This is a genomic window from Flectobacillus major DSM 103 (assembly GCF_000427405.1).
GTDB classification, from domain to species: domain Bacteria; phylum Bacteroidota; class Bacteroidia; order Cytophagales; family Spirosomataceae; genus Flectobacillus; species Flectobacillus major.
The window spans coordinates 4,573,333-4,599,810 of sequence record NZ_KE386491.1 but is presented as its reverse complement, the minus strand read 5'-3'; the positions used below and the strand labels follow the sequence as shown (position 1 = coordinate 4,599,810).

At 38.6% G+C, this 26,478-nt stretch carries 18 protein-coding genes and 1 tRNA gene; 11 read left to right on the top strand and 8 right to left on the bottom strand.

All coding sequences use genetic code 11. The annotated features are described in order from the left end of the window. Positions 1-175 precede the first annotated feature (175 nt). Together FLEMA_RS0151790 and FLEMA_RS0151780 are read left to right on the top strand one after the other, a co-directional pair. Positions 176-3,421 (top strand): SusC/RagA family TonB-linked outer membrane protein, encoded by a 3,246-nt coding sequence (locus tag FLEMA_RS0151790; protein WP_026997163.1) that lies wholly within the window; start codon positions 176-178, stop codon positions 3,419-3,421. Between the two features lie 77 nt (positions 3,422-3,498). After that, positions 3,499-4,938, top strand: a complete 1,440-nt coding sequence (locus FLEMA_RS0151780; protein ID WP_026997976.1) for a SusD/RagB family nutrient-binding outer membrane lipoprotein — start codon at positions 3,499-3,501, stop codon at positions 4,936-4,938. 168 nt (positions 4,939-5,106) lie between these two features. On the opposite strand, the gene FLEMA_RS73720 is transcribed toward FLEMA_RS0151780, so the two are convergent. From FLEMA_RS73720 to FLEMA_RS73710, 3 genes are all read right to left on the bottom strand, one after another. After that, positions 5,107-5,832, bottom strand: a complete 726-nt coding sequence (locus FLEMA_RS73720; RefSeq protein ID WP_044173417.1) for an alpha/beta fold hydrolase — start codon at positions 5,830-5,832, stop codon at positions 5,107-5,109. 246 nt (positions 5,833-6,078) lie between these two features. Then, positions 6,079-7,332: an ATP-dependent Clp protease ATP-binding subunit ClpX gene (clpX, locus tag FLEMA_RS73715; RefSeq protein WP_044173416.1), complete on the bottom strand. Its 1,254-nt coding sequence runs from the start codon at positions 7,330-7,332 to the stop codon at positions 6,079-6,081. Positions 7,333-7,690: 358 nt separating this feature from the next. Beyond that, the gene (locus FLEMA_RS73710) at positions 7,691-8,392 is read right to left on the bottom strand and encodes an ATP-dependent Clp protease proteolytic subunit (protein ID WP_081681382.1); all 702 of its coding nucleotides are present in this window, start codon (positions 8,390-8,392) and stop codon (positions 7,691-7,693) included. Between the two features lie 405 nt (positions 8,393-8,797). Between FLEMA_RS73710 and FLEMA_RS0151670 the strand changes: the two genes are divergently transcribed. Next, the gene (locus tag FLEMA_RS0151670) at positions 8,798-9,211 is read left to right on the top strand and encodes a helix-turn-helix domain-containing protein (protein ID WP_026997975.1); all 414 of its coding nucleotides are present in this window, start codon (positions 8,798-8,800) and stop codon (positions 9,209-9,211) included. Between the two features lie 138 nt (positions 9,212-9,349). Here the strand turns inward: FLEMA_RS0151670 and tig are convergent, their stop codons facing one another. The 4 genes from tig to FLEMA_RS73695 form a co-directional block, all read right to left on the bottom strand. After that, entirely contained in the window at positions 9,350-10,687 is a 1,338-nt protein-coding gene (gene tig, locus FLEMA_RS73705; protein ID WP_044173411.1) for a trigger factor, read from the bottom strand. 145 nt (positions 10,688-10,832) lie between these two features. Continuing rightward, a tRNA-Leu gene (locus FLEMA_RS0151630) sits at positions 10,833-10,914 on the bottom strand. Positions 10,915-11,058: 144 nt separating this feature from the next. Continuing rightward, positions 11,059-12,156, bottom strand: a complete 1,098-nt coding sequence (locus FLEMA_RS73700; protein ID WP_044173409.1) for a sialidase family protein — start codon at positions 12,154-12,156, stop codon at positions 11,059-11,061. Between the two features lie 317 nt (positions 12,157-12,473). Beyond that, complete coding sequence (locus FLEMA_RS73695) at positions 12,474-13,241, bottom strand: SDR family NAD(P)-dependent oxidoreductase (protein ID WP_044173407.1); 768 nt, start codon at positions 13,239-13,241, stop codon at positions 12,474-12,476. Between the two features lie 370 nt (positions 13,242-13,611). Between FLEMA_RS73695 and FLEMA_RS0151540 the strand changes: the two genes are divergently transcribed. From FLEMA_RS0151540 to FLEMA_RS73690, 3 genes are all read left to right on the top strand, one after another. Next, entirely contained in the window at positions 13,612-15,300 is a 1,689-nt protein-coding gene (locus FLEMA_RS0151540; RefSeq protein ID WP_026997974.1) for a sodium:solute symporter family protein, read from the top strand. Positions 15,301-15,616: 316 nt separating this feature from the next. Further along, the gene (locus FLEMA_RS0151520) at positions 15,617-16,486 is read left to right on the top strand and encodes an aldose 1-epimerase family protein (protein WP_026997973.1); all 870 of its coding nucleotides are present in this window, start codon (positions 15,617-15,619) and stop codon (positions 16,484-16,486) included. 49 nt (positions 16,487-16,535) lie between these two features. Continuing rightward, on the top strand, positions 16,536-18,071 hold the full coding sequence (locus FLEMA_RS73690; protein WP_052354247.1) for a bifunctional metallophosphatase/5'-nucleotidase: 1,536 nt from the start codon (positions 16,536-16,538) through the stop codon (positions 18,069-18,071). A gap of 250 nt (positions 18,072-18,321) precedes the next feature. On the opposite strand, the gene FLEMA_RS73685 is transcribed toward FLEMA_RS73690, so the two are convergent. Then, positions 18,322-19,185 carry a DUF2911 domain-containing protein gene (locus FLEMA_RS73685; protein WP_044173405.1) on the bottom strand — a complete coding sequence of 288 codons (864 nt, stop codon included), beginning with the start codon at positions 19,183-19,185 and terminating at the stop codon, positions 18,322-18,324. Positions 19,186-19,398: 213 nt separating this feature from the next. Here FLEMA_RS73685 and FLEMA_RS0151485 point away from each other — a divergent pair, with 213 nt between their 5' ends. The 5 genes from FLEMA_RS0151485 to FLEMA_RS0151460 all read left to right on the top strand — a co-directional run bounded on the left by FLEMA_RS0151485 (position 19,399) and on the right by FLEMA_RS0151460 (position 26,371). Then, entirely contained in the window at positions 19,399-19,935 is a 537-nt protein-coding gene (locus tag FLEMA_RS0151485; RefSeq protein WP_026997151.1) for an NUDIX hydrolase, read from the top strand. Between the two features lie 288 nt (positions 19,936-20,223). Then, positions 20,224-21,396, top strand: coding sequence for a DUF4856 domain-containing protein (locus FLEMA_RS0151475; RefSeq protein WP_026997150.1), 1,173 nt, complete (start codon positions 20,224-20,226; stop codon positions 21,394-21,396). 80 nt (positions 21,397-21,476) lie between these two features. Further along, on the top strand, positions 21,477-22,625 hold the full coding sequence (locus FLEMA_RS0151470; protein ID WP_026997149.1) for an imelysin family protein: 1,149 nt from the start codon (positions 21,477-21,479) through the stop codon (positions 22,623-22,625). A gap of 7 nt (positions 22,626-22,632) precedes the next feature. Beyond that, entirely contained in the window at positions 22,633-23,973 is a 1,341-nt protein-coding gene (locus FLEMA_RS0151465) for an HTTM domain-containing protein (RefSeq protein ID WP_026997972.1), read from the top strand. After that, positions 23,951-26,371 carry a TonB-dependent receptor domain-containing protein gene (locus FLEMA_RS0151460; RefSeq protein ID WP_026997148.1) on the top strand — a complete coding sequence of 807 codons (2,421 nt, stop codon included), beginning with the start codon at positions 23,951-23,953 and terminating at the stop codon, positions 26,369-26,371. The genes FLEMA_RS0151465 and FLEMA_RS0151460 overlap by 23 nt, the downstream gene beginning before the upstream one ends. Positions 26,372-26,478 lie beyond the last annotated feature (107 nt).

Below are 26,478 nucleotides of genomic sequence, written 5' to 3'. Positions count from 1 at the left end.
ACCACATATAACAGTATAATACAGAAGTCAAGGACATTGAGTTGTATAAAACCCAATGGCTCTAGTATATACTTTAGAATTCAAGAATATAATGATTGATCGTCTCCACTGTATTATTTGGAGATATATACTTGTGCATTTTTTAATTTCATAATCAATATAAATCAATACAAATATGAGAAAACTCCTACTGCTTACCACTTTGCTTTTATTGGCTCAGTTTGGTAACACATTTGCTCAAGACAGGCAAATTACAGGGAAAGTTACATCGTCTGACGATGGCACTCCTATCCCAGGTGTAAGTATTTCGGTAAAAGGAACTTCAAAAGGAACAACTTCTTCGGCCGATGGTTCTTACCGCTTATCGGTTGCTAATGGCGTATCATTAATATTTTCTTCGGTTGGTTTCACTCCTCAAACAGTAAGTATTGGTAACCAAACAGTAATTGATATTAAACTTGTACCTAGTACATCTACTCTTTCGGAGGTAGTAGTAACAGCTTTGGGTATTTCTCGTGATAAAAAATCATTGGGTTATGCCTCACAAGAAGTAAAAGGAGACCAAGTGAGTACTGCCAAAGAAAGTAACTTTATCAACTCATTGTCGGGTAAAGTATCGGGGGTTGAAATCAAACGTAATAACAACATGGGTGCTTCAACAAACATTGTTGTACGTGGTTTCAAATCTTTGACTGGTAACAACCAAGCTTTGTTTGTAGTGGATGGTGTACCTATCGACAACTCAAACACGACAAGCTCGTCGACAGCCCAAGGTGGTGGTGGTTATGACTACGGTAATGCTGCTTCAGATATTAACCCAGACGACATTGAGTCTATCAACGTATTGAAAGGTGCTGCTTCAACTGCACTTTACGGTTCAAGAGCTGCCAATGGTGTAGTTATGATTACTACTAAAAAAGGTAGAAAAAATCAAGGATTAGGTGTTTCGGTGGGTATGGGTTACACGGTAGGTTCTATCGACAAAAGTACTTTCCCTAAATACCAAAACCAATATGGTGGTGGTTATGGTTTGTATTATGAAGACCCTACAGGACAATTTTTGTATCGTGACATCAACGGCGACGGTAAAGATGACTTGGTAGTTCCTACGTCTGAGGATGCGTCTTGGGGTGCTAAATTCGATGCTTCAAAACAAGTTTATGACTGGCGTTCTTTTGACCCATCTTCTCCTTTATATGGCAAGTCTAGCCCTTGGACTGCCGCTCAAAATACCCCTGCTAAGTTCTTCAATGATGCTCAAACCTTCAATGGTAACATCTCTATCGACGGCGGTGGCGAAAACGGTACTTTCCGTGTTTCTTACACACGTTTCGATCAAAAAGGTATTATGCCAAACAGTAGTATCCAGAAAAACAATTTCTCGTTCTCTGGTTCACATGATTTCAACAAAAAATTGACGGTTACTACTAATATCAACTTTGCTCGTCAAGATGCTAAAGGTCGTTATAGCAATGGTTATTCAGACAACATTATGTCTAGCTTCCGTCAATGGTATCAAACAAACGTTGACATCTTGGATTTGAAATCGGCATTTGACAGAACTGGCAAAAACATTACTTGGAACTGGGCTGACCCTACAGATTTGAAACCAATTTATTGGGATAACCCTTACTGGCAACGTGCCAACAACTACGAAACTGACTGGAGAAACCGTTTGTTTGGTAATGTGGCATTGAACTACAAAATCACTAATGATATTGATGTATTGGGTCGTATTTCGATGGATACCTATACAGAATCTCAAGAAGAACGTGTTGCTGTAGGTTCTATCAACAACGACGGTACTGCAAAATACTCTCGTTATGACCGTACTTTCAGAGAATTGAACTATGACCTTTTTGCTAATATCCACAAAGACCTTTCTGAAGATTTCAACGTAAAAGGTATGATTGGTGCCAACCTTCGTAGAACTCAAGTAAACAGTGTTTATGCAAGTACACAAGGTGGTTTGGTAGTTCCTGGTATTTATGCTTTGGCCAACTCTGCTTCAGCAGTAAGTGCTCCAACTGAAAGTGCTTATGAAATTTACCAAGAAGGTATTTTTGCTAGTGCTTCATTGGGTTATAAAAACGAATTGTTCTTGGACGTTACCGCTCGTAGAGATGTTTCTTCAACACTTCCTGTTGCTAACAACACATACTTCTATCCATCTGCTTCTTTGAGCTATATTTTCTCCAATAAATTAGGAGAAAGCTGGCCTGCATTGAGCTTCGGTAAAATCAGAGCTAACTACGCTGAGGTAGGTAATACGGCTCCTGCTTTGAGTTTGTTGAATACTTATGTAAAACCAACCAACTTGAATGCTGATAACAGAGATGCTTTTGGTGGACAAACTTTGTTTGCTCTTAGCTCAACGTTGAATAACCCGAACTTGAAACCTGAACGTACAAAAAGTACTGAAATTGGTTTAGAAATGAAGTTCATGAAAAACAGAATCGGATTCGATGCAACAGTATACCGCACTCTTTCTGTAGACCAAATCATGCCAGTAGCGATTTCGAAAGCAACAGGTTATGACCGAAAATATGTAAATGCTGGTACTATCGAAAACAAAGGTATCGAACTTTCGGCTTTTGCTATTCCTGTTCAAATCACCAACTTGTCTTGGAGAATCGGTGTAAACTACACAATGAACCGCAACAAGGTAGTTGAATTGTACGATGGTGTTGATAACCTACAATTAGGTTCATTTGGTGGTGGTGTAACCTTGAATGCTACAATTGGCCAGCCTTACGGTGTATTGAAAGGAACAAACTTTGTTTACCTTAATGGACAAAAAGTAGTTGCTTCAACAGGTTATTATGCTCAAAGCGATGCAACAAGTGTTATCGGAAATGTAACACCAGATTGGAAAATGGGTATTACCAATACTTTGAACTACAAAAACTTATCATTTAGTTTCTTGATTGATATTCAAAAAGGCGGTAGTGTATTCTCGTTAGACCAATATTATGGTTTGGCTACAGGTTTGTATGCTGAAACAGTACCTTTGAATGACAATGGTAAGCCTGTAAGAAGCTCTATTGCTGATGGTGGTGGTTATATTTACCCAGGCGTTTTGGCCGATGGTTCAGCTAATACAAAGCGTGTTAGTGGCGAAAACTACGGTATCTTTGGTTATAGAAGAAACCCTGCTGGAGCATTTGTTTATGATGCTAGCTACGTAAAATTAAGAGAAGTAACCGTTTCGTATAAATTACCTTCTTCATTGTTTGGTGGAGATAAATTTATCAAAGGAGCTTCATTCTCTTTGGTAGGACGTAACCTTTGGATTATCCACAAAAACTTGCCTTATGCTGACCCAGAAGATGGCTTAACCTCTGGTAACCTTTCTGGATGGCAGTCGGGTGTTTATCCTGCAGTAAGAGAAGTTGGTGCAAGTCTTAAATTCTCGTTCTAATTTAATTTCTCTCAACAAGCTTTTATGCTTTAGTACAAGAGACAATTTTATCTAGCGAAAAAATAAATATTACTCAAATGAAAAGAATCATATCATTTTTAACAATAGCACTTCTGGCAACGTCTTGTGAGAGCAATCTTGAAGAGTTGAATACAGATACCAAGCACCCTAGCTCGGGCTCGGTGCCATCGGCTACGGTTTTTGCAGCCGCTCAAACTAACCTTTTTGAACAAATGGTAAATACTAGCGTAAACCGCAACGTATTCCGTTTGTTTGCCCAACAATGGACTGAAACTACCTACACTGACGAAAGTAACTACGATATTACTACTCGTAAAATCCCTGATGCAGTTTGGTTGCGTTTTTACTTCAATATTTTGAATAACCTTAAAGAAGCTAAAATTTTGGTTACAGCCGAAACTCCTATCGGAGCTGATGAAACTGTAGCAAAAGCCAACAAACTTTTGGTTATTGAGTTATTGAATATCTATTCTTACCAAGTTTTGGTTGATACATTTGGCGATATCCCTTATACTGAGGCATTGAACCCTAGCAATGTAAACCCTAAATATGACGATGCTAAAACAATTTATTTAGATTTAGCAAAAAGATTGGACGTGGCTATCAATGCAATCAATACTTCGAGTGGTTCATTTGGCTCGGCTGATTTAGTATATGGCGGAGACATGACCAAATGGAAAAAGTTTGCGAATGGTTTAAAATTGAAAATTGGCTTGAACTTAGTTGACGTTGATGCTACTACTGCTAAAACATTGATTGAGGCTGCTGCTAAAGGGGTTTTCACTTCTAATAGTGATAACTTCAGACTTGGCTATTATGGTTCTGTACCAAATACCAACCCTGTATGGTTAGATTTAGTACAAAGTGGTCGTCACGACTATGTTCCTGCTAATACAGTTGTTGACATCATGAATAAGCTAAATGACCCTCGTAGAGCTACATTCTTTACGCTATTGGGTGGCAAATATGTAGGTGCTCCGTATGCGGCTGGTGGTAACTACACCAACTTCTCTCAAATTGGTGACATCTTCTTTACTCCTACCAACGAAGGGGTTATTATGGATTATCCTGAAATAGCTTTTGGCTTGGCCGAAGCGGCAGCTCGTGGCTTTAGTGTTGGTGGTACTGCCGAAGATTTCTACAAAAAAGGGGTTACTGCTTCTATTACTTATTGGGGTGGCTCAGAAGCTGATGCTTCTGCTTACTTGGCAACACCAGACGTAGCTTACGCTACTGCATCTGGTACATTCAAGCAAAAAATTGCCTTGCAAAAGTATATTGCTTTGTATAACCGTGGCTTTGAAGCTTGGACTGAATGGAGACGTTTAGATTATCCTATCTTTAACCTTCCTGCCAACAAAACATACGCTGATATCCCTGTTAGATTTACTTACCCTGTAGGTGAACAAACACTTAATCAGACAAACTGGTCGGCGGCATCAAAAGCAATCGGTGCTGACAAGGTTACTACTAAATTGTTCTGGGATAAATTCTAATTATAGTAATTCCTCAACAATAACAAAAACGGGCTTCATTGATTTGAAGCCCGTTTTTTGTTACAGCCTAATCAATTATTTGACGGCTAATAAGAAAACACTTATTGAAAAAGCTAGTAGACAATCTTTGCCCCTAAAAATTCCTGATTTCAGGAAATAATTGAGCTTCTATACCAACAAAAATTTCTTGACAAATCGAATACATTCTTCTGGTTCTTCTACCATACCCATGTGGCCAACGTTATCTAGGATTAGCGATGCCACATTTTTCCTGAGAGCTATCTGTGCCAAAGCATCTTCGGGCGAAATACTTTTGTCTTTTTTACCCACAATATACATCACTGGATAAGTAGCATCTTTGATAATATGTTGCCTATCGGGACGAACACGCATTGCCTCCATAGCTACTATAAGTGCATCTATGGGTAAATTTGACGAATAGGCAATATGTTTCTTGATAACTTCTGGATTACTATTGACAAATTCTTCGGCATAAAGATTAGGGGTAAAGTTTTTGATAAAAAACTCTGTACCAAACTTCCCTAAAAATTCTACATTTTTAGTTCTTAATGCTTTTCTTTCGTCAGAGTCCTGATAGGCCGTAGAATGAAACAATCCTAACCCAGTTATCATTTCAGGATATTTCTCGGCAAAAGCCAAAGCGATATATCCGCCCATTGAATGCCCAATAACGGTACAACGCTCTACCCCTTCGGTTACCAACAAGGTATGAACAAACTCGGCGTAATCGTCCATCGTTGTAAGATCGCTGAGCCTTGCATAGTCTGGTGTAAAAATCAAGAAACTCTTTTGTAGGAAAGGAACAAATCCAGACCAAACAGATGCGTCTTCACCAAACCCATGTAATAAAACAACTGCTTTTTTCTGTATCATTTGTCTGTTGGAATTATAGGTACACTAAAAATTGAATGTATTTCTACCCATATAAAGATAGCCTAATATTAAGTAAATGAACGGTGGAAGGCTAAGTATTGTATTCAAGTAGTTCACTACTCAACAGCCTTATCGTTCAATTACCTATTTATGTCTTTTTTTACAAAACGTTATACTGGCAGAGTAAGTATAAAAAATCCCCTTGAGGTACTCAAGAGGATTTTCAAAATAACCATTCTAGCAAATTTAGGCTGCTTTTTTCATTTTATGCATAACCGTTTTTTCAAACTTAGCACGAGCATAATCAATGGTTACATGGAACTCTTTTATTTCCTCCTGCGACGGTAACTCAAACATAGCATCTGTAATAATAGACTCGCAGATAGAACGTAGCCCACGAGCCCCAAGCTTATATTGCATAGCTTGATCTACAATATATACCAATGCTTCGTCGTCAAAAGTTATATCTATTCCCTCCATCTTAAACAACTTTTGGTATTGTTTAGTTATGGCATTTTTCGGTGTTTTTAAAATCGACAGAAGCGTTTCTTTGTCAAGTGGGTTCAAATATGTAACCACTGGCAAACGACCCAACAACTCAGGGATTAAACCAAACGATTTTAAATCTTGTGACGTAACATAACGCATTACATGATTTTCATCGAATTCGTCGTGGAAAGTCGAATCCTTAGTAAAACCAATAGGCTGTGTATTGAGGCGTTTGGCAATATGGCGGTCGATACCGTCAAAAGCACCACCACACACAAATAAGATATTTTCGGTATTGACAGCAATCATTTTTTGATCGGGGTGCTTACGGCCACCTTGCGGTGGGCAGTTCACTACAGCACCTTCCAACAGCTTGAGTAAAGCCTGCTGAACCCCCTCGCCCGAAACATCACGAGTAATTGATGGGTTGTCTGACTTTCGGGCAATTTTGTCTATTTCGTCAATAAACACAATACCCATTTCGGCTTTGGCAACATCATAATCAGCCGCCTGCAAAAGGCGAGTCAAAATACTCTCAACGTCTTCGCCGACATACCCCGCTTCAGTAATAACAGTAGCATCGGCAATACAGAAAGGTACTTGTAACATTTTGGCAATTGTACGAGCCATATACGTTTTTCCTGTACCAGTTTCGCCTACCATGATAATATTAGATTTTTCAATCTGTACTTCATCGTCACTTTGGGGCTGCATTAATCTTTTGTAGTGATTATAAACAGCTACACAAAGGTGTTTTTTGGCCTCATCTTGTCCAATTACGTATTGGTCAAGATATTTCTTCATTTCGATTGGCTTAATGAGTTCAAATTTGGGACCTCTTTTTTTATCACCTCCTCTTGCCTTGGTTGGGTTAACCTCCTGTTGAACTACCTGATATGCCTGAGTGATACACTCACTACACACATGACCCTCCATACCTTGTAGCAATAACGGCACATCTTTCTGGCCTCTGCCACACAATGTACAATGAGGTTGTTGTTGTTGTTTCATCCTGTATATTCGGTAATTGAGATTGAATCTGAGCCTAATAACGGGTTGTATTCATTTATTAGTCAGTATTCAAACATCACTAATTTGAAAATAATCTTATTGGCAGCTCATAAATCTATCAAGTATACGCAATCATTAAGTAATTATGTAAAATGTGTTTGTGTTTTTTATTTCAACAATTACATCATAACCATTTCTTAATCTCAAAACACTGCACCGCTACAGCGGGCCGTTCAGAATGCTATACGCTTGCTTATGCCATTAATGTATTTACAAAAATACTTAATTTATAATGAAAATGCTTACCACTTCAAAAGAAGCAGTAAGCATTTTTGTAGAGAAAATAATATTTCTTTGATTAACGAGTAAGAATCTCGTCTATCAATCCATATTCTTTCGCTTCTTCGGCACGCATCCAGTAGTCACGGTCAGAATCGCGTTCAATTTCTTCAAATGATTTTCCTGAGTGTTGAGCCAAGATTTCGTACAATTCTTTACGAATTTTTACAATTTCACGAGCTGTAATCTCAATATCACGTGATTGGCCTTGAGCACCACCCGACGGCTGGTGAATCATGATACGTGCGTGAGGTAAAGCCGAACGCTTGCCTGCTGCACCACCTGCCAACAATACCGCTCCCATTGAGGCTGCCAATGAAGTACAAATAGTAGCAACTTCTGGACGGATATAGTTCATGGTATCATAAATCCCTAAACCTGCATATACCGACCCCCCAGGGCTATTGATATACATCATGATGTCTTTCTTAGGGTCGGTCGACTCCATAAACAACATTTGAGCCACAATGATATTGGCCATATAGTCGTCTACAGGCACGCCCATAAAGATAATACGATCCATAATCAAACGAGAGAATACATCAATTTGAGCAAAACGCATTGGACGCTCTTCAATGATATATTGAGTCATATCTTCAATAAATGGACGACTTGTACCGCCAATTTGGTTCATGTACTGGTCTACTGCCAAGCCGTTCAAACCTCTGTGGTGAACAGCGTATTTTCTAAACTCTTCTGAACTTAAATCTTTGTGAAACATAATTTTATAATCGGTTTTTAATCTTTAAACTTCTATTCTGATAAAATGGTTCGTCTATCTGATTCTCGATGAACTTTGAACACCTCAAGATACGTTAATCTTTTGTCTTACTATTCTCTGGAAAGCAAAGATGCAAAATCTATGAAAAAAACCTAATCAGATTTACAGATAAATTCTCGGAAAAAACGAGGTATTCTTGAGTAGAACAAATCATACAGCTGTTCTTGTTCAGATATACATCTGTAAATCAATATTTTATATAAAGTATATCTAAGATTCTTTTTTTTCAATTATTCTCTATATTTTACGGTAAAACATTAATACTAGGTGTGATACTTGGTAGTGAAGCTAATATAAAAAGCTTTATCTGGAGTATCTATTGTGAATTACTTAAAATTCTTTTATATGGGAAATGCTAACATCGCCGAAAACATTAGAAAAGCTCGACTGCTAAAAGGGTATTCGCAAGAAAATGTAGCTGATATGTTAGGCATATCTACTACAGCTTATGGCGATATAGAAAGGAATAAAACAGCTCTTACCATTCAGCGAGCCAATGATTTGGCCAAAATTTTGGACTTACCCCTACAAACACTTTTGGCCGACACTGTAACCTTGCCTGCTATTACAACGGTGATTGAACCTCCTGTGCTCGACAACGAACTTATAAGGCTACAAAATGAAAATGAACAGCTACAAGAAAAGGTTTTTAAACTACAATTAGAAGCGAACTATTGGCGAGAAAAGTTTGAGGAAAGAGTACTGATTGAGGCCTACCGTATGCTCAAGCATCAGCAACGTGAACCAATAGGTTTCTAAAACATAGGTCATCCAGTATAGTAATATCAAAAAAGCGGTCTGAAATTGTTTTCCGACCGCTTTTTTGATGAAAACTTGACGAATAATCCCAACCTTAAGATTAAGAATAACTCATCTGTATTATGCTAAAAAGGAGGATTATGCTCCAGCCAATTTTTTGAATTCTTCAACATCAATTGCTTTATTCTCAACTTTTACTTTGTCAACAATAACAGCAGCGATTTTGTCTGCATATACTTGGTTGAACATATTCATGAAGTTATCTTTCTTGCTCTTGTCAGTCAAATAACCTGTTGCGATACGCTCAATCATTTCTTCCATTTGAGGGTCGGCAGCGTTTCCGTACATACCAAACTGACCACGTACCATCTCTTTAGTTTTTTCAACTACCTCTGGATAGTCAACTTTGATTTCGTTTTTGTCAGCGATTTCGTTTTTAATCAAGTTCCAACGAATATCACGTTTTACTGCATCAAAATCAGCTTCGATTTCTTCTAACGTAAATTTACCTTCGTTTACTTTTACCAACCACTGTTTCAAAAATTCTTCAGGAAGTTCGATATTGATATTTTCAACAAGTGATTTCTCAGCGTCGATTCTCAACAAATAAGCTGATTCACGCTTGTAATTAGCTTCAATAATTACAGAAAGTTCTTTTCTGAATTCTTCTTCGTTAGCTACTTTACCAGCACCTAATACTTTATCAAAAAACTCTTGGTTCAATTCAGCTACACCAGCACGAGTGATGTCTTCGATAGTAAATGAAACTTCACCTGTCAAAGCGGCAATATCATCGCCTTTTTTAGCTGTAGCTAATCCTTTTGATTTTTCGTCAACAAATACCGAGTCAACATCAAAAGTCAAAGTAGCTCCTTTAGTAGCACCTACAAATATAGCCTTTGCTTCGTCTTTGATAGCTTTTGCAGGGATTGCCGATTTTTCAGACCATTCGCCCTGAGAGAACGTTCCGAAAAGCATATCGCCGTCTTCTACAGAATCTGGGTGGATTTGTTCAGCAAATTGCTTTTTAAGGTTTTCAATTGTTTCTTCTAATTCTTTTTCAGTAGCTTGAATTTCGTAAGAAGCTACAGCAGGAAGAGCATCAAAATCAACAGTAAAATCACCTGCCAAACCTAATTCATAAGAGAATGTAAACTCTTTTTGAGTATTCCAATCGATAGCGTCTTGGTCTTCTTGAATAGGCATTGGGTCGCCAACGATATTCAATTTGTTCTCTTTGATATATTCCTGAACAGAACTACCCAACAAGTTATTGATTTCGTCAATCAAGACTGATTTACCAAACATTTTTTGAACCACCGATGCTGGCACCATACCAGGACGGAAACCTTTGATATTTGCACGTTTACGGTAGTCTTTTAGTGTTTTCTCAACTTGTGATTTGTAATCTTCCTCAGCCACAGCTACGATAAGCTTGGCATTTACGTTGCTACTTTTTTCGAGCGTAATGTTCATTTTCTTGTGATTTCTGATTTTGCTATATTGGATTGCGGTTTGTTTGATTGTTGAAGGTGGATACTTTTAGAAAATCAGCGACAACCCTGAATCCACAATCAAAAAAGCCCTCAAAACCTTGTCGGTTGAGAGGGCTTTGAGATAGTACGGGCGGAGGGACTCGAACCCCCATGCCTCGCGGCGCCAGATCCTAAGTCTGGTATGTCTACCAATTCCACCACGCCCGCTTGCGTTTTGGAGTTGCAAAATTAGTAAAAAGTTTTTTCACTCCAAACTTTTTACGAAAAAAAATTAAAATATTTTTCCCAAAAAGTATTCTCACAAGCTCCAATAGGCTTTTTTCAAACTATAACCCCCTCATTTTATGGATATTACACCCCACTTGGCCAGTTGCCATTTATGATTTCTTTTTTATTGATTTTTTTCAAATCTAATACCAAATGTTTCACTGTTTTGCGTTTCCAAGTATAAGTAATATGCACAAGGCCATCGTTGGTTTGGATAACCGCTGGGTACGAAAACTCTCCTGGCTCGGTTTCGAGCGTTGCCAAAGCATACCATTTTTCTCCATCAGGCGATATTGCCACATTGATAGGTGAGCGTGGCCCGCCCCATTTGCCTTCGTAACGAATGGTATGATTATAGATAATAATATGACTGCCATCTTTTAGCGTAACGGCATCTGTACCTGAGTTAGGATTAGGCAATGATGTTTTGCTCAGGGCAGTCCAGTGTTGTCCGTTGTCGCTCGAATAAGCTTTCAAAACTGCGTTGTTTTGACTTCGGCACAAAATCTGCAATCGGCCGTCTTTATGAAATAGCACACTTGGCTGAATCGCTATCCATTCTTTCCCATCATTGATAAAATCTGTTTTCTGCCACGTACGGCCTTGGTCTTTGCTATATTCAAAATACACCTTCCAACCATCTTGCTCGGTACTGGTTGGGCACAATATTGTACCATCGGCCAAGAGTACTGGTTTATTTTTGATTGGCCCCAAAATTCCATCGGGGAGTTTTTCGGGTTTCGACCATGTTTTACCTCCATCTTTCGACCGCTTTAGCATACCCCACCAGTTGATAGGGTCGGGGCCTACTTTATAAAACAATAATAAATCTCCTTTCGGAATCTGAAACAAAACTGGATTCCAACAAGGATAACGTAGTTTTTCTGACTGAATACCATTGGCTACTTCAACGGGCTTGGTCCATTGTCCTTTTATTTGTTGGCTTACATAAATCGACACATCGGGGTGTTTTTCTTCTGTACCTGCAAACCATGTTGCTACTAAACCCTTGGGGGTTGCTACAATACTTGAAGCGTGGCATTCGGGAAAAGTAGTAGTTGGAAAAATGTTTTCTGACAAAGTAATCCCTTGAGGTAAGGTAGCTGTTTGGCTTACAGCCAACAGGCTTGTGCCTACAAGAAGCCCAATAGTTGTGACTCCTAAACGAATGAATGATTTCATAGAAAATTGAGAGCGATAATTTGAATACTAAAAACACAAATATAAGTACGCGTTTTGAAGAAATACTCATTGGGTTTTCAATACAAACATGAGTAATTCTGAAATTTAACATGAAAACATAAGTCATCCCGAATTATCAAACAAGGCGGTCGAAAAACTAATTTCGACCGCCTTGTTTGATAAATAGTCAATAAATGCCTTACAGTTATGGTTTTTCCAATAAATACAAATAAGCGGTCTCTATTTTAAATTATCCTAAAATTTGGGGTGACTTATATTTATCAATATTCAATTGCGGCCACTCTCAACCTATAACCTTAAATAGTAGTACCGCCATCGGCCGAGTAAATACCACCTGTACAATATCCAGCAGCATCCGAGGCCAAAAACAAAGCCAACCCAGCTATTTCATCGACTGTTCCCATGCGGGCGATGGGTAGTTTTTTTACAAAATGATTCAATATTTGTTCATTTTGCCATAAAGTCTCCGAAAACTTGGTTTTGATAAGTCCCGGACAAATAGCGTTGACCCGTATGCCGTCAACTCCCCATTCTTTGGCAGTAACCTTGGTTAGCATATTCAAAGCCGCCTTCGATACTGAATATAACCCTAATCCTGGGTCGGGTGTTATACCTGCAATAGAACTAATGTTAATAATAGAGCCTCCGCCACGTTGTTTCATAATAGGATGTACCAGTTTACTAATTTCAAAAGGAGCTTTAACATTGATATTCATAATTTTGTCGAATGCCCATTCTTCACTATTTAAAACGGGGCCATAAACAGGGTTTGTGGCAGCATTATTTACCAAAATATCGATACCACCAAAATGAGCAACCGCTTTTTCTATCAACTCTTTACATCCTTGGGTATCACCTGCATTGGCAGCCAAGCCAATACACTGCCCTCCTGAGGCTACAATACTTTCGGCTACTTGGTCTAAATCCTCTTGTTTACGAGAATTAATGACCACCTTTGCCCCACATGCAGCCAAATGCCGAGCAATCGCCTCTCCTATTCCTTTGCTAGCCCCAGTGATTAGGGCTACTTTATTTTCTAAGTTAAATATTTGGTTGGCATTCATTGAGGTCAATAGTATATATTTGAATAAAGTTATGTGAATTAGCAGTGAAAAGCCCCCTTAAAAAAAGCTCTGCTTGCATAACAAAACTAAGTTATTTACCCATAAAAGACAAATAATACTTTGTATTGTTTTATTTTGACCAAACTAGCATTGATTTTATGAAAAAAGACAAAGCACTTCCTCCATTTGTAAAATCTTGGCGACAGCTCTATTGGATTGTTGTCGGCAACCTTGTACTGATGATATGTTTATTCCACCTATTCAGCGAATATTTCAACTAGCTTGAAATAGAGCATACAAATTTCCAGTTATTCTTTCTGAATTTTGTACCTCTAAATCGCTCATTTTAAACACTCAATTGATTAAATAGATGAATAATATAGATTGGCTTGTGCTTGTACTCACGCTTGGCGGAATCGTGGGCTTTGGCATGTGGAAAGGGCGTGCGTCTAAACAAAATATTGAAGGCTTTTTACTAGCCGATAGGCAGCTACCTTGGTATCATGTAACCTTATCGGTAATGGCTACTCAGGCAAGTGCAATTACCTTTTTGTCGGCTCCTGGGCAAGCCTACACCGATGGTATGCGTTTTGTACAGTTTTATTTTGGCTTGCCTCTGGCCATGATTGTATTGTCGGTTACGTTTATTCCGATGTTCAAAAAATTGAATGTCTATACTGCTTACGAATTTCTTGAAAATCGTTTTGACCTCAAAACACGCGTTCTTACGTCGTTGTTATTTCTGATTCCTCGTGCCTTATCTACAGGTGTTACTATTGCTGCACCATCTATTATTTTGTCTACGATTTTGGGCTGGGATTTGTACTGGACCAATATTATGACGGGTTCGGTAGTAACGGTATATTGTATGTATGGGGGTTCAAAAACGATTTCTTATACCCAAATGCAACAAATGTTTGTGGTACTAATAGGTATGTTTTTGGCGGGTTATATGGTTGTACACTTACTTCCCGAACAAATAGGCTTTGTAGATACGCTCAAGGTAGCAGGCAAAATGGGCAAGCTCAATGTTATTGACTGGAAATTTGACCTCAATAACCGATACAACGTTTGGTCGGGGCTGATTGGTGGGTTCTTCTTACAACTTTCGTATTTTGGTACAGACCAATCGCAGGTAGGACGTTATCTTTCGGGCGAGTCGGTAGGTGAAAGCCGCCTTGGGCTACTAATGAATGGGATGCTCAAAATACCTATGCAATTTTTGATTTTACTTGTGGGGGCTTTGGTATTTGTTTTTTACCAGTTTCATCAACCTCCTTTATTTTTCAATAAAACAGAACTTGCCAAGGTAGAAAATACTACACAATACCAAAATATTACGGCTAAGCATCAGCAGGTTTTTGAGCAAAAAAAAATAGCTGTAAATCAATTGTTTGATGCCCTAAAACAAGATAATACTGCACAAATTGAATTAAGTAAAACCCAAGTATTGGCCGCTGACAAAGCCAGTAGCGAGCTGAGAACTGAAGTCAAAGACTTGATTAAGCAAAAAAGCCCTAAAGCTGACATAAACGATACTAATTATATCTTTTTGTCTTTTGTTACCAAATACTTGCCTGTTGGTATGGTGGGGTTGCTTATCGCTGTAATTCTATTGGCTTCTATGGGTTCTATGGCCTCTGCTTTTAGTTCGCTTACGTCTTGTACTATTATTGATGTTTATAAACGCTTGATTCATCCAGAAGACACCGACCAGCACTATTTAAACGTATCTCGGCTGGTTACATTGGGCTGGGGGATTTTTTGTATTATTGTCGCTCAATTCACGGCTAATATTGGTAGTTTGATAGAGGCAGTCAATATCTTAGGCTCTTGGTTTTATGGTACTATTCTAGGAGTATTTTTGGTGGCATTTTACTTCAAAAATATCAAAGGTGGTTCTATTTTTTGGGCAGCTCTTGTAGCCGAATGTATCGTAATTTATACATGGTGGATCGACCTCACTGCTTTTTTGTGGCTCAATCTTATTGGTTGTGTTTTGGTGATTATTTTTGCTTCGTTGTTCAACCTTTTCCACAAAAAATCTAAAGTGGCTTAAATATTTATATTGCTCTATTAGGAGGTAGCTATATTTACCTCCTAATAGAACACAATAGTATGTTATTCTTCATTTTTTACCATTTTCTTCGTAACGCATAGATAATTCAAGTTTTTTTCTATTTGCTTTTGTAAATACAAGCTAACTGCTGTTTTTTCAAATAGCATTATACAGTTTTAAAAAACATTATCGTGTAGAACATATCCGTTTTTTTGTCGATTCTCTCTGATTCTTGGCTTATTACAAGTACAACATTCGTCAATTAAGTTTATTCCTTAAATTTGCTTTAGTTTTTACCGAAATAAACTTTTTATCTATGTTGACAATTCAAAACGAACACATCAAAGCCAGTATCAATCCTAAAGGTGCTGAATTGGTAAGCCTTTTTCACATCGGAAACCAAACTGAATATATGTGGGAGGGCAATCCCGAGTTTTGGGGCAAATATTCACCTGTACTTTTCCCAATTGTTGGTAGCCTCAAAAACAATACTTATTTCTACCAAAATCAGCCCTACCAATTGAGTCGTCATGGTTTTGCACGTGATAAAACATTTGTAGTTGAACAACATGATGAACAAGGTGTTACACTTTTATTGACCCACGATGATACAACATTGGCAGTTTTTCCTTTTGCCTTCGAGTTTCGGTTGCGTTATGAATTAGTAAAAAATACACTCCAAGTAAGTTATTTGGTCAATAATCCTGCCGATAGCACTCTCTGGTTTTCGGTAGGTGGACACCCCGCTTTTCGGATTCCACTTACGCCCGATACCCAATACCAAGACTATTATTTACAGTTTAATCAACAGGAAGATTTCCCTCGCTGGCCTTTGTCGGCCGAAGGTCTGATTTTGACAGTTCCAAATCCATTTTTGACCAATACCAACCGCTTGGATTTGACAAAGGAGCTATTTTATGAAGATGCTATCGTTTTCAAAAACTATCAATCTGATAGCGTCGTTTTGAAGTCTGACAAAACCACTCATCAACTACAATTTGATTTTCCTAATTTTCCATTCTTAGGTATTTGGGCGGCTAAAAATGCCAATTTTGTTTGTATTGAACCATGGTGCGGTATTGCCGACCACGTTGACCACAACCAAGATATTACCCAAAAAGAGGGTATTATTGCCCTAAATCCAGCCGAAACCTTTGAGCGGACTTGGTCGGTAAGGATTTCTTAAATTGTTATTTCTACTATTTTTTTGTAATCAACCCATAAAATATACCAATATGAAAAAACTAGTGCTGTATTTGCTTGTGATTCAAGCCGTATTTTTTGCTTGTAAAAGTGGGCAATCTGTTGGTACTCAAAAAAGTAATACTGTTGATATTACTTTTTTGCACCTCAACGATGTTTATGAAATTTCGCCTTTGGAAGGTGGCAAAATGGGCGGTATGGCTCGTGTTGCTACTATCAGACAGGAGTTATTGGCCAAAAACCCCAATACTCTAACTATTTTGGCGGGCGATTTTCTTAACCCTTCTTTGATTGGTACGTTCAAACACGAAGGTAAAAGTATTAAAGGGAAGCAAATGGTTGAGGTTATGAATGCTATGGGAATGGACTGGGTTGGCCTTGGCAATCATGAGTTTGATGTTGATGAAGCCGAACTTCAAGACCGTATTAATTTATCAAAATTCAACTGGCTAGCATCCAATGCCCTTCATAATAACAAAGGAAATCTTGAGCCTTTTGCCAAAAATGGCGTTCCTTTTCCTAAAACTACAATTTTGACTTTCAAAAATCAACAAGGAAACGAAGTGAAAATGGGAATGTTTTCTATTTTGCTTCCTTCCAACAAAAAGGATTTTGTGGTGTACGACGATTTCTTTGAATCAGCCCAAAAAGCCTATGAATCTCTTCGAACTCAGTGCGATTTTGTGGTTGCTATTACGCATATCAACAAAGCTGATGATGCCAAACTGGCGGCTATGCTTCCTGATATAAAATTACTAATGGGCGGCCACGACCACGATAATATGATTGAAACCATTGGTAAAGTAACTATTGCCAAAGCCGATGCCAATGCCAAAACAGTATATATCCATCATATTAGCTACGATACAAAAACAAAAAAAGTAAGTGTTTCGAGCGAGTTAAAAAAAGTAGATAACCAAATAGCCGACGAACCTACGGTAGCTGCTGTGGTAAAAAAATGGGAAGAAATTTTGGATGCAGGTATCAAAAAAATGGGTTTGAACAAAAACGATATAGTAACCGAAACAACAGTGCCATTAGACGGCCGTGAAAGTAGTATTCGGAATTTTCAAACCAATTTAGGTACAGCTATTGCCAAAGGGATGTCGCAGGTATCGAGCCAACCCAACGACTGTGCTATCTTTAATGGTGGTTCGGTAAGGATTGATGACCAATTACTTGGCAAAATCACCCAGTTGGACATTATGCGTGTGTTGCCTTTTGGAGGTAAAATTGTGGAAGTACAAATGAAAGGTCGCTTACTTGAACAAGTGCTTATTACGGGCTTGAAAAACAAAGGTAATGGTGGTTATTTGCAATGGGACAAAATCACCTATAACGAGGCCAAAAATGAATGGAATATCAACGGAAAATTATTGGATATTAATCAGGAATACTATGTTGTAATGCCTAAATTTTTGATAGAAGGAAAGGAAACTAACCTAGGCTTTTTGACCGACAAAAATCCTGATGTTTTGAAAATAACTGAACCCGACAGCAATAACCAAAATGATGTAAGAAGCGATATTAGAAAGGTTTTGATTGCCTACCTGAAAGGTACAAAATAAGCCATTGAATAAGCGTCTAGCCTTTTGGCTAATCCAAACATGAGTCATCCCGAATTGTGGGATAATTTACCATAAAGACCTCTTGTTTGTACTTATTGGGGTTCACGAGGTAGACCATCGTACTACTAATCAAACAAGGCGGTCGAAAAACTAATTTCGACCGCCTTGTTTGATTAGTTGAGATGACTTATATTTTTATGAATTACTCATTACTAAATTTGAGATGGCTCATATTTGGGTTATTAATACCTTACTTCTTCTTTTTCAAAGGAGTGATTGCTGGTAATTTGGTAGTCCATTCGGCTAAACCTTTTTCGATAGCATCTTTGGTAAAAGCAAAACCTCCGCCAGTATCAGCTTTTCCCAATTCTAAAGCTTTTTGAGCCAAAGGAACTGCTTCTACAAAATTGCCTAGTTTTGCTAAAATCTGAGCTTTTGTCCATACATTACGGAATGTTTCGATACTACTTACTGATGAATTAGCCAATTTCAAAGCTTGTTCTAATTTGCCTTTTCCCAACAAATACGAAGCCGCATTGTTCATAGCATTGGCGTTGTCGGTACTTGCTTTTGCAATAGAGGCTTCGATCATCTTAGAAGTTTCTACTCCAATTTTGGCTACTACTTTTTTATCGGCCCATGCAAAATTCAAATTCGCTGTACTGTCGGTAATATCCGAAAAATCTATAGAGAATGATTCTACCTTTGGTGTTGTCGTAGCAACAACCTTTACACGAGCAGCATCCTTTTCTTGGCTATACGACTGCTCGGAAGCAGCAATATCTTTATTGAAAATCAATGTCCATTCGCCTTGGGTAGGAATCGAAAAGATAGAATAAGTGCCCGCCGGCAATTTCTGACCGTTTACAGTGATGTCGTTTGACAAAGTAATTTGGGTAGCAGCATTTGCTCCTGTACGCCAAATTTTGTCGTAAGGTAATAAAGCCCCGAATATTTCACGGCCTTTTACATTTGGACGAGAATATTTAATCGAGAAGTCGGTTGTACCTACTGTTTGTGTAACCGAAGCAGCCGAACTAGGCTGTGGCAAACGTACCTGAGCCGATACTGAAAGCGATGTAGCTACCAAAATAGCTAAGAAGACTTTTTTCATGAGTTTTTGGAGATTGAAAAATTTAAAATTACTCCACAAAGCTAATACCCTCAGTAACAAGCACCTCAGTTTTTCGCTGAAATGCTTTTATTTTTGGTTGAATGATACCTCCTAAAAGTTTTATTTTTTTCACTTTTAAAGGTATTCCCTTTTTCTGAACTTTGTCTTCTCAAACAGATACTACTTGTTGTGGTATCCTAAAATAGGACTCTCATGCACAGAAATCAACTTTTAGAACTACTAGAAAGTTATACACCCTTCGACCACACAGAAGCGAAGTTTCATCAAGAAATCAAAACCTTTGTAGAAGCACAACCTGCTTGCTTTGAAAGAACCCTCCAGACTGGACACATAACTGGCTCGGCTTGGATTGTGGACAGTACCCGACAATATACCCTACTGACACACCACCATAAACTCGACAAATGGTTTCAGACTGGCGGCCACTGCGATGGCGACCCCGATGTACTAGCCGTAGCCTTGAAAGAAGCCGAAGAGGAAACTGGCTTGCAAAACTTGAAAGTTATTAGTTCACAGATTTTTGATATAGATATTCATTTAATACCAGAAAGAAAAAACGAACCCGCTCATTATCACTACGATGTACGTTTCTTGATTGAAGCCGACAAAAACGAAGCTTTTACCATAACTTCGGAGTCAAAAGATTTAGCATGGGTATTGCTGGATGACGTAGAGTCTCTCAATAATAGCGATTCGATTATACGAATGGTCAAAAAAACAAATCCTTAATTCCTTTCCAACCTTGAGTATCAAACCTTCATTCTACTTGATTTTGCCTGTTTACCTAGGTATCAGGCAAAATCAAATACCCTCGTAAACACCTCATTATCAGTGTATTTTATATTATCCTTTCGGGCATTTTCTTTTAACGCTTAATTATATTTAAAATAATTCTAAATAAGACTTGTATAGAACCTATCTGTTTTATACATTTGTGCCATTATTTATAATTAGTCTATATAAAGACTATAACAGCGTTTTGTATTTCTCAAAATATCTATCTAAAAAATCAATCTGATGTTTAATTTCAAGCTAAAAACTCAATTTTTTCTTGCCGCTACAGCCTTAGTAACATTTACGTCTTGTGATAAGAGCGATGACGAGCTACCAGACTTACGCACGAAAATTGATTATGCCAAATTAACGGCTACAACGCCTTACAAAAGCCTCTTTATAGATGCCAAAGGCGATACTACTGTTGACCTCACTTCAGGAAATAACCGCTACAAACAATTCCAAGCATTGAACTACTATTTGGGAGCTGCCGTTAGAGATACCAAGACATTGGATGCTACTTTGATGAAAAATATGTATGCTAATTCGAGGAGTCCTTTCACCGATATTACATCTTTAAGTATTACAGGAGCAACCCTTAATACTTCGGGCGTTCAGCTTCGTAGTGTTACTGCTACAAGCAAAGCTTCGGCCGAAGCAGAGGCTACTCGCACTAGAATAGAAGGTCTTTTTACCGAAATGGCCTCGGCTAGTAATGCCGTTTCGGCTACTGCGTCGAAAGGAGTGGCTGGCAAATTAGGTACATATTTGGTAAACGCCCAAGGTATCGAGGTGGCTCAGATTATTCAAAAATCGCTTATTGGTGCTGCTCAAATCGACTATATCTGTAACAATCTGTTAGACAAAGGCTTGGATGCTGATAACAAAACATTGGTTTCAGGCAAAAAATATTCTCAATTAGAACACAACTGGGACGAAGCATACGGTTTTCTAACACTCAACCCTGTGTATTTGGCAGGCTCTACAGATGCTACACGTGGTACATCCGAATCATTCCTTGGCTCGTATATATGGGAGTACAACAAAGCTAGCTATGCTAAAATATATCCAGCTTTTTTGAAAGGACGTGCTGCAATTGTTAATAACGACAAAACTGAGCTAAAAACTCAAGCTACTTTTATCAGAACAGAAGCTGAAAAAGCTATTGCGGCAGCAGCCGTTGGCTATTTGGCAAAATGGAAAACCAGTACTACCGATGCCGCTCGTGTACACGCTATTGGCGAAGGGCTTGGCTTCATTTACTCACTCCGTTACTGTGCTATTAATGGTGGTGATGCTAAGTTTTCAGACGACATCTTGAACAACCTTATCAATTCAAGTAATGGCTTTTGGGACTTAACAAACGATAAAATCAATGCAGCGGCTGATGCTATCACAGCCAAATTCAAGCTGTAGTTTCTCTTATAATTATATCCATTTTTATCTAGGTGAGTTAACAAGATACGCTTGTTGACTCACCATTTATGTTTTATAATATGAAAGCTTTTCAGTTGAAAAAATCGTATTTTTTGTGTTTAATCACAGGGTTATTGTGGGCTTGTAGTGGCTCAAATGGTACAGACCCTACTCCTACCAATCCTGTAGACCAAGGCAAAGACAGAACTGCTTTGCTTACCAACCTTGCCGACAATATTATTATTCCTTCGTATGCCAACTTTAAGGTAAAATTTGACCAAATGAAAAGTAAGTCGGATGCTTTTACGGCCAAACCAAGCCTTACAACCCTTAGCGAGCTAAGAACAGCATGGACAGAGGCCTATATTGAATGGCAAAAAGTAGAGTTATTTGATTTTGGCCCTGCCGAAAAACAAACCCTACGTAATTTTTATAATATTTACCCTGCTAGCGAAACGGGTATTGCTAGCAATATTGCCGACCCAAGTGCCAATTTAGAAGTACCTGCATCGTATGCACAACAGGGCTTTCCTGCACTCGACTACCTAATTAATGGTGTTGGTAGCAACGATACCGCTATCTTGGCTTATTATACTACAGCTACCGATGCCGCTAAACGATTGGCTTATATTAATCGCCTTACTGCCCGAATGGAAACTCTTTTGGGAAAAGTAATAAGCGACTGGAATGGTGCTTATCGTGAAACATTCATTACTAAAACTGGCTTAGATATTGGCTCGTCTACTTCGTTGATGGTAAATGGCTTTGTCTTGCATTATGAACGTTACATTCGTTCGGGCAAATTTGGTATTCCTTCGGGTGCTATGATGAATGGTGTAGTGGCTGCCGAAAAAGTAGAGGCTTTTTATAAAAAAGATATTTCTCAGACTTTGGCCAAAACGGCTCATCAAGCATACGTAGACTTTTTTAATGGCAAATCGGTTAAAACAAGTGCAGAAGGTGCTTCTTTCAAAACGTATTTGAATGCTTTAGGAGCTAAAGATAGTAGTACTGGCAAATCGCTTGCCGATTTAATCAATGCTCAGTTTGAGGTAAATAAAGCAAAAATTGATGCTTTGAAGCCCAACCTTTACGAGGAGGTAAAAACCAACAATCAAGCCATGAAAGATGTTTATACCGAAATGCAGAAAGCCGTAAGAATGCTAAAGGTAGATATGACTTCGGCAATGAGTATTACCATTACTTATACAGACAACGACGGTGATTAATTATTCGATACAAAAATATTTCCAGAAAACTAGCTCAGCCGCTCCCTTAGCCGTATTTAGGATATGCTTTGGACTGATGATGCTAGGAAGTATTTTACGTTTCTGGGGCAAAGGCTGGATAGAGCAACTCTATATCCAGCCTCGCTATTTTTTCCCTTTTTATGGCTTTGAGTTTATCAAACCTTTAGGGCAATATACCTATCTATTATTTATTGTATGCGGTATTTCGGCTTTGTTGGTAGCTTTGGGATGGTTTTATCGAATTGCTATTGTTGGCTTATTCTTGAGCTTCACGTATATCGAACTGATTGATAAAGCTACGTATCTCAATCATTATTATTTTGTTAGCTTGGTTTGTTTTATCTTGATTTTTCTGCCAGCTCATTTGTATTTTTCGATAGATTCCTACCATAACCGTAAACTATTAGTATCGGCTATTCCTCAGTGGAATATCGACGTACTAAAACTCATGATGGGTATTCTGTATTTTTATGCAGGACTCGCCAAAATAAATAGCGACTGGCTTGTACATGCCCTACCCCTACGGATATGGCTTCCTGCTCGCAACGATATGCCAATTATTGGGTTTCTGTTCAATTACTCGTGGATTCCGTTTGTATTTAGTTGGTTTGGCTGTTTGTACGACCTCTGTATTCCATTTTTGCTGTGGTATTCACGTACACGTCCTTTGGCCTATGGGGCAGTAGTGGTATTTCATGTCTTAACGGCACTGCTATTTCCAATTGGTGTTTTCCCACATATCATGATGGTAGCCGCACTGATTTTTTTCTCGGCCAGTTTTCACCAAAAAATCATTGACACCATTAATATTTGGGCTAAGTTTCCTACCGATTTTATCAAGCCAAGCACTCGGCCGTATGCTGCTCCACAATATGTAAAGGGGTTATTTACGGTATTTTTTGTATTTCAATTGCTCTTTCCTTTTCGGTATATGCTGTATCCCGACGAGCTATTTTGGACAGAAGAAGGATACCGCTTTTCGTGGCGAGTAATGTTGATGGAAAAAGCAGGTTATGCCCAATTCACGGTAAAAGACCAACACGGCAAACAAATGATTGTCAACAACAATCTGTTTTTAACAACTTTACAAGAAAAAATGATGTCGACTCAGCCCGACATGATTTTGCAGTATGCTCATATTTTGCGAGACTATTATGCCAACCATGGCTTTACTTCGCCCGAAATATACATAGATTCATACGTTGCCCTTAATGGCCGTATGGGAAAACCTCTCATTAGCCCAACTACCAATTTGGCTAAAGAACATGACTCTTTTCATCATAAATCTTGGATTTTACCACTCAATGAAACCATTAAAGGCTTTTAGTACCATTTTGCTTTGCTTGATGGGTACTTACTCGTTTGCTCAAAACCTTACAGGTACTGTTTATTTTAGAAAGGATAGCACGGTAGCTCCTGCTTGTAGGATTATTCTTAACGAAGGAAAACCTAGTACAATAACCGACGAAAAAGGCTTTTTTAGCTTTAAAAAGCTCCCAAAAGGTACTTATCAGGTACTTACAACTTTGGCAAATTTTCAGTCGGTGAAACAACAAGTAAAAATTGATAATCAAAATATCCAACTTGTTATTTACCTAGACTCGCTTAGCGAAACCCTTGGCGAGGTTGTAGTACGTGAAAAACAAAGCGATTTTGGTTTTACTCGTATGCGTGCTGTAGAAGGTTTGGGTATTTATGAAGGTAAAAAATCGGAAGTAATTATTCCAGACCAATTGGTGGCTAATTTGGCAACCAACAACGCCCGACAGGTATATTCGAGGGTGGCGGGTTTGAATATTTGGGAAAACGATGGTGCAGGGCTTCAACTCAGTATTGGTGGCCGTGGACTCGACCCCAACAGAAGCTCCAATTTTAATGTTCGTCAAAATGGATACGACATCAGTGCCGATGCCCTCGGATACCCCGAAAGCTATTATACGCCTGCTATCGAGGCCGTTGGTAGGATTCAGATTGTGCGTGGTGCTGCTTCGTTACAATATGGTACTCAGTTTGGGGGGCTTATCAATTTTGTCATGAAAAAACCTGTTACCGATAAAAAACTAGAATTGGTAGCTCGACAAAGTGTAGGCTCTTTTGGGTTTTATAATGCTTTTACAAGTGCTAGCGGCACTATAAACAAGCTTAGCTATTATACTTTTTTTCAGTACAAACGAGCCGACGGCTGGCGTGCCAACTCTGATTTTAATAGTTATAATTTCTATTCAGATATTGATTATCGCCTTTCCGAAAAATCAACCATTGGTATTGATATTACCCACATGAGTTATTTGGCTCATCAGCCTGGAGGGCTTACCGATGCCATGTTCAACGAAAACCCTCGCCAAACCAACCGTGAACGAAACTGGTTTAAGGTAAATTGGAATTTGTGGGCTTTGCATTTTGACCATAAGTTCAACACTAGCAATGAATTTAATTTACGAGTATTTGGCCTTTCGGCATACCGAAACTCATTAGGGTTTCGCCCCAACCGTGTTGCTAGTATCGACGACAATAGCGAAAGAGACCTCATTACGGGTGATTTTGAGAACTGGGGAACAGAAGCTCGGTATCTAAAAAGGTATTTTATTGGCAAAAAGCAAGCTGTTTTCTTGGTAGGAAGTCGCTATTATCATGGCTTCAACCATAGTATTCAAGGCTTAGGAAGCCGTGGTAAGGACGCTGATTTTAGTTTTATCAACAACGAAGAGGGTATTGCCAACGATTATCGTTTCCCGAATAGAAATGCTTCGGTATTTGCCGAGAATATTTTTTATATCAACGATAAGCTTTCTATTACGCCTGGGGTTCGTTACGAATATATCCATACCGAAGCCAATGGTTTTTATGGGTCTATTTTATTTGATTTGGCTGGTAATATTATCAGTTCGAGCCGTACCAACGAAACCCGCACCAATGCTCGTCAGTTTGTATTGGGTGGTATTGGCGTAAGTTACAAGCCGACATCACACCTCGATATTTATGGAAATATTTCGCAAAATTATCGTTCTATTACCTTTAGTGATATGCGTATTGCCAACCCGTCGTCGGTTATTGACCCCAATATGAAAGACGAAAGGGGCTATTCCATTGACCTTGGCGTACGAACCCAAGAAACAACTCTGTACAATTTTGACATTAGTGCTTTCTATTTGAATTATGATAACCGTATTGGGGAAGTCCAATTTTATGATGAAAGTAACCGCGTGTTGCGTCGGCGTGGAAACATTGGCCAAGCCGTTATTATGGGCATTGAGTCGTATGCGGAAGGAGATTTCATTAAGTTGCTCAATCAACGCAATACGGCACTCAGTGGCGTATTATTTGCAAATATTGCCCTTATTCATTCATCTTACAAAGCTAGTCAGATTGCGGGAATTGTGGGAAATCAGGTAGAGTTTGTACCCAATGTCAACTTAAAAACGGGTATGCGTTGGGGCTATAATAACTTCAAAGCATCGTTACAATATACCTATCTTTCCGACCAGTTTTCAGAGGCTACCAATGCTCGTGAAGGAGGCGTTTCGGCTGTAGTGGGGCTAATCCCTGCATATTACGTTATGGATGCTAGCCTTTCTTACCAATTTAGTAAGTTTAGAATAGAAGGTAATATCAATAACCTAACTAATAATATGTATTTTACTCGTCGGGCTACGGGGTATCCTGGGCCGGGTATTTTACCATCCGACGGACGTAGCTTTTATTTGACCCTACAAGTAAAAATATAAGTTTAAAGTTAGGCCCAAAATTTCTACAACAAGGATCAATATCAGGATTTTATGTTTTTGGAAATATACCTAAATTTTGCTTAACAGCTTCCATAAACATGAGTTAT

What these genes read in the sequence shown, in the direction of transcription:
- FLEMA_RS0151460 (WP_026997148.1), top strand. Translation starts at nt 23,951, where the DNA reads ATGAAACCATTAAAGGCTTTTAGTACCATTTTGCTTTGCTTGATGGGT.
- FLEMA_RS73710 (WP_081681382.1), bottom strand. Translation starts at nt 8,392, where the DNA reads ATGTTTCACAAAGATTTAAGTTCAGAAGAGTTTAGAAAATACGCTGTT.
- FLEMA_RS0151520 (WP_026997973.1), top strand. Translation starts at nt 15,617, where the DNA reads ATGTTGACAATTCAAAACGAACACATCAAAGCCAGTATCAATCCTAAA.
- FLEMA_RS0151475 (WP_026997150.1), top strand. Translation starts at nt 20,224, where the DNA reads ATGTTTAATTTCAAGCTAAAAACTCAATTTTTTCTTGCCGCTACAGCC.
- FLEMA_RS0151780 (WP_026997976.1), top strand. Translation starts at nt 3,499, where the DNA reads ATGAAAAGAATCATATCATTTTTAACAATAGCACTTCTGGCAACGTCT.
- clpX (WP_044173416.1), bottom strand. Translation starts at nt 7,332, where the DNA reads ATGAAACAACAACAACAACCTCATTGTACATTGTGTGGCAGAGGCCAG.
- FLEMA_RS73695 (WP_044173407.1), bottom strand. Translation starts at nt 13,241, where the DNA reads ATGAATGCCAACCAAATATTTAACTTAGAAAATAAAGTAGCCCTAATC.
- FLEMA_RS0151670 (WP_026997975.1), top strand. Translation starts at nt 8,798, where the DNA reads ATGGGAAATGCTAACATCGCCGAAAACATTAGAAAAGCTCGACTGCTA.
- FLEMA_RS73700 (WP_044173409.1), bottom strand. Translation starts at nt 12,156, where the DNA reads ATGAAATCATTCATTCGTTTAGGAGTCACAACTATTGGGCTTCTTGTA.
- FLEMA_RS0151540 (WP_026997974.1), top strand. Translation starts at nt 13,612, where the DNA reads ATGAATAATATAGATTGGCTTGTGCTTGTACTCACGCTTGGCGGAATC.
- FLEMA_RS73690 (WP_052354247.1), top strand. Translation starts at nt 16,536, where the DNA reads ATGAAAAAACTAGTGCTGTATTTGCTTGTGATTCAAGCCGTATTTTTT.
- tig (WP_044173411.1), bottom strand. Translation starts at nt 10,687, where the DNA reads ATGAACATTACGCTCGAAAAAAGTAGCAACGTAAATGCCAAGCTTATC.
- FLEMA_RS0151470 (WP_026997149.1), top strand. Translation starts at nt 21,477, where the DNA reads ATGAAAGCTTTTCAGTTGAAAAAATCGTATTTTTTGTGTTTAATCACA.
- FLEMA_RS73720 (WP_044173417.1), bottom strand. Translation starts at nt 5,832, where the DNA reads ATGATACAGAAAAAAGCAGTTGTTTTATTACATGGGTTTGGTGAAGAC.
- FLEMA_RS0151485 (WP_026997151.1), top strand. Translation starts at nt 19,399, where the DNA reads ATGCACAGAAATCAACTTTTAGAACTACTAGAAAGTTATACACCCTTC.
- FLEMA_RS73685 (WP_044173405.1), bottom strand. Translation starts at nt 19,185, where the DNA reads ATGAAAAAAGTCTTCTTAGCTATTTTGGTAGCTACATCGCTTTCAGTA.
- FLEMA_RS0151790 (WP_026997163.1), top strand. Translation starts at nt 176, where the DNA reads ATGAGAAAACTCCTACTGCTTACCACTTTGCTTTTATTGGCTCAGTTT.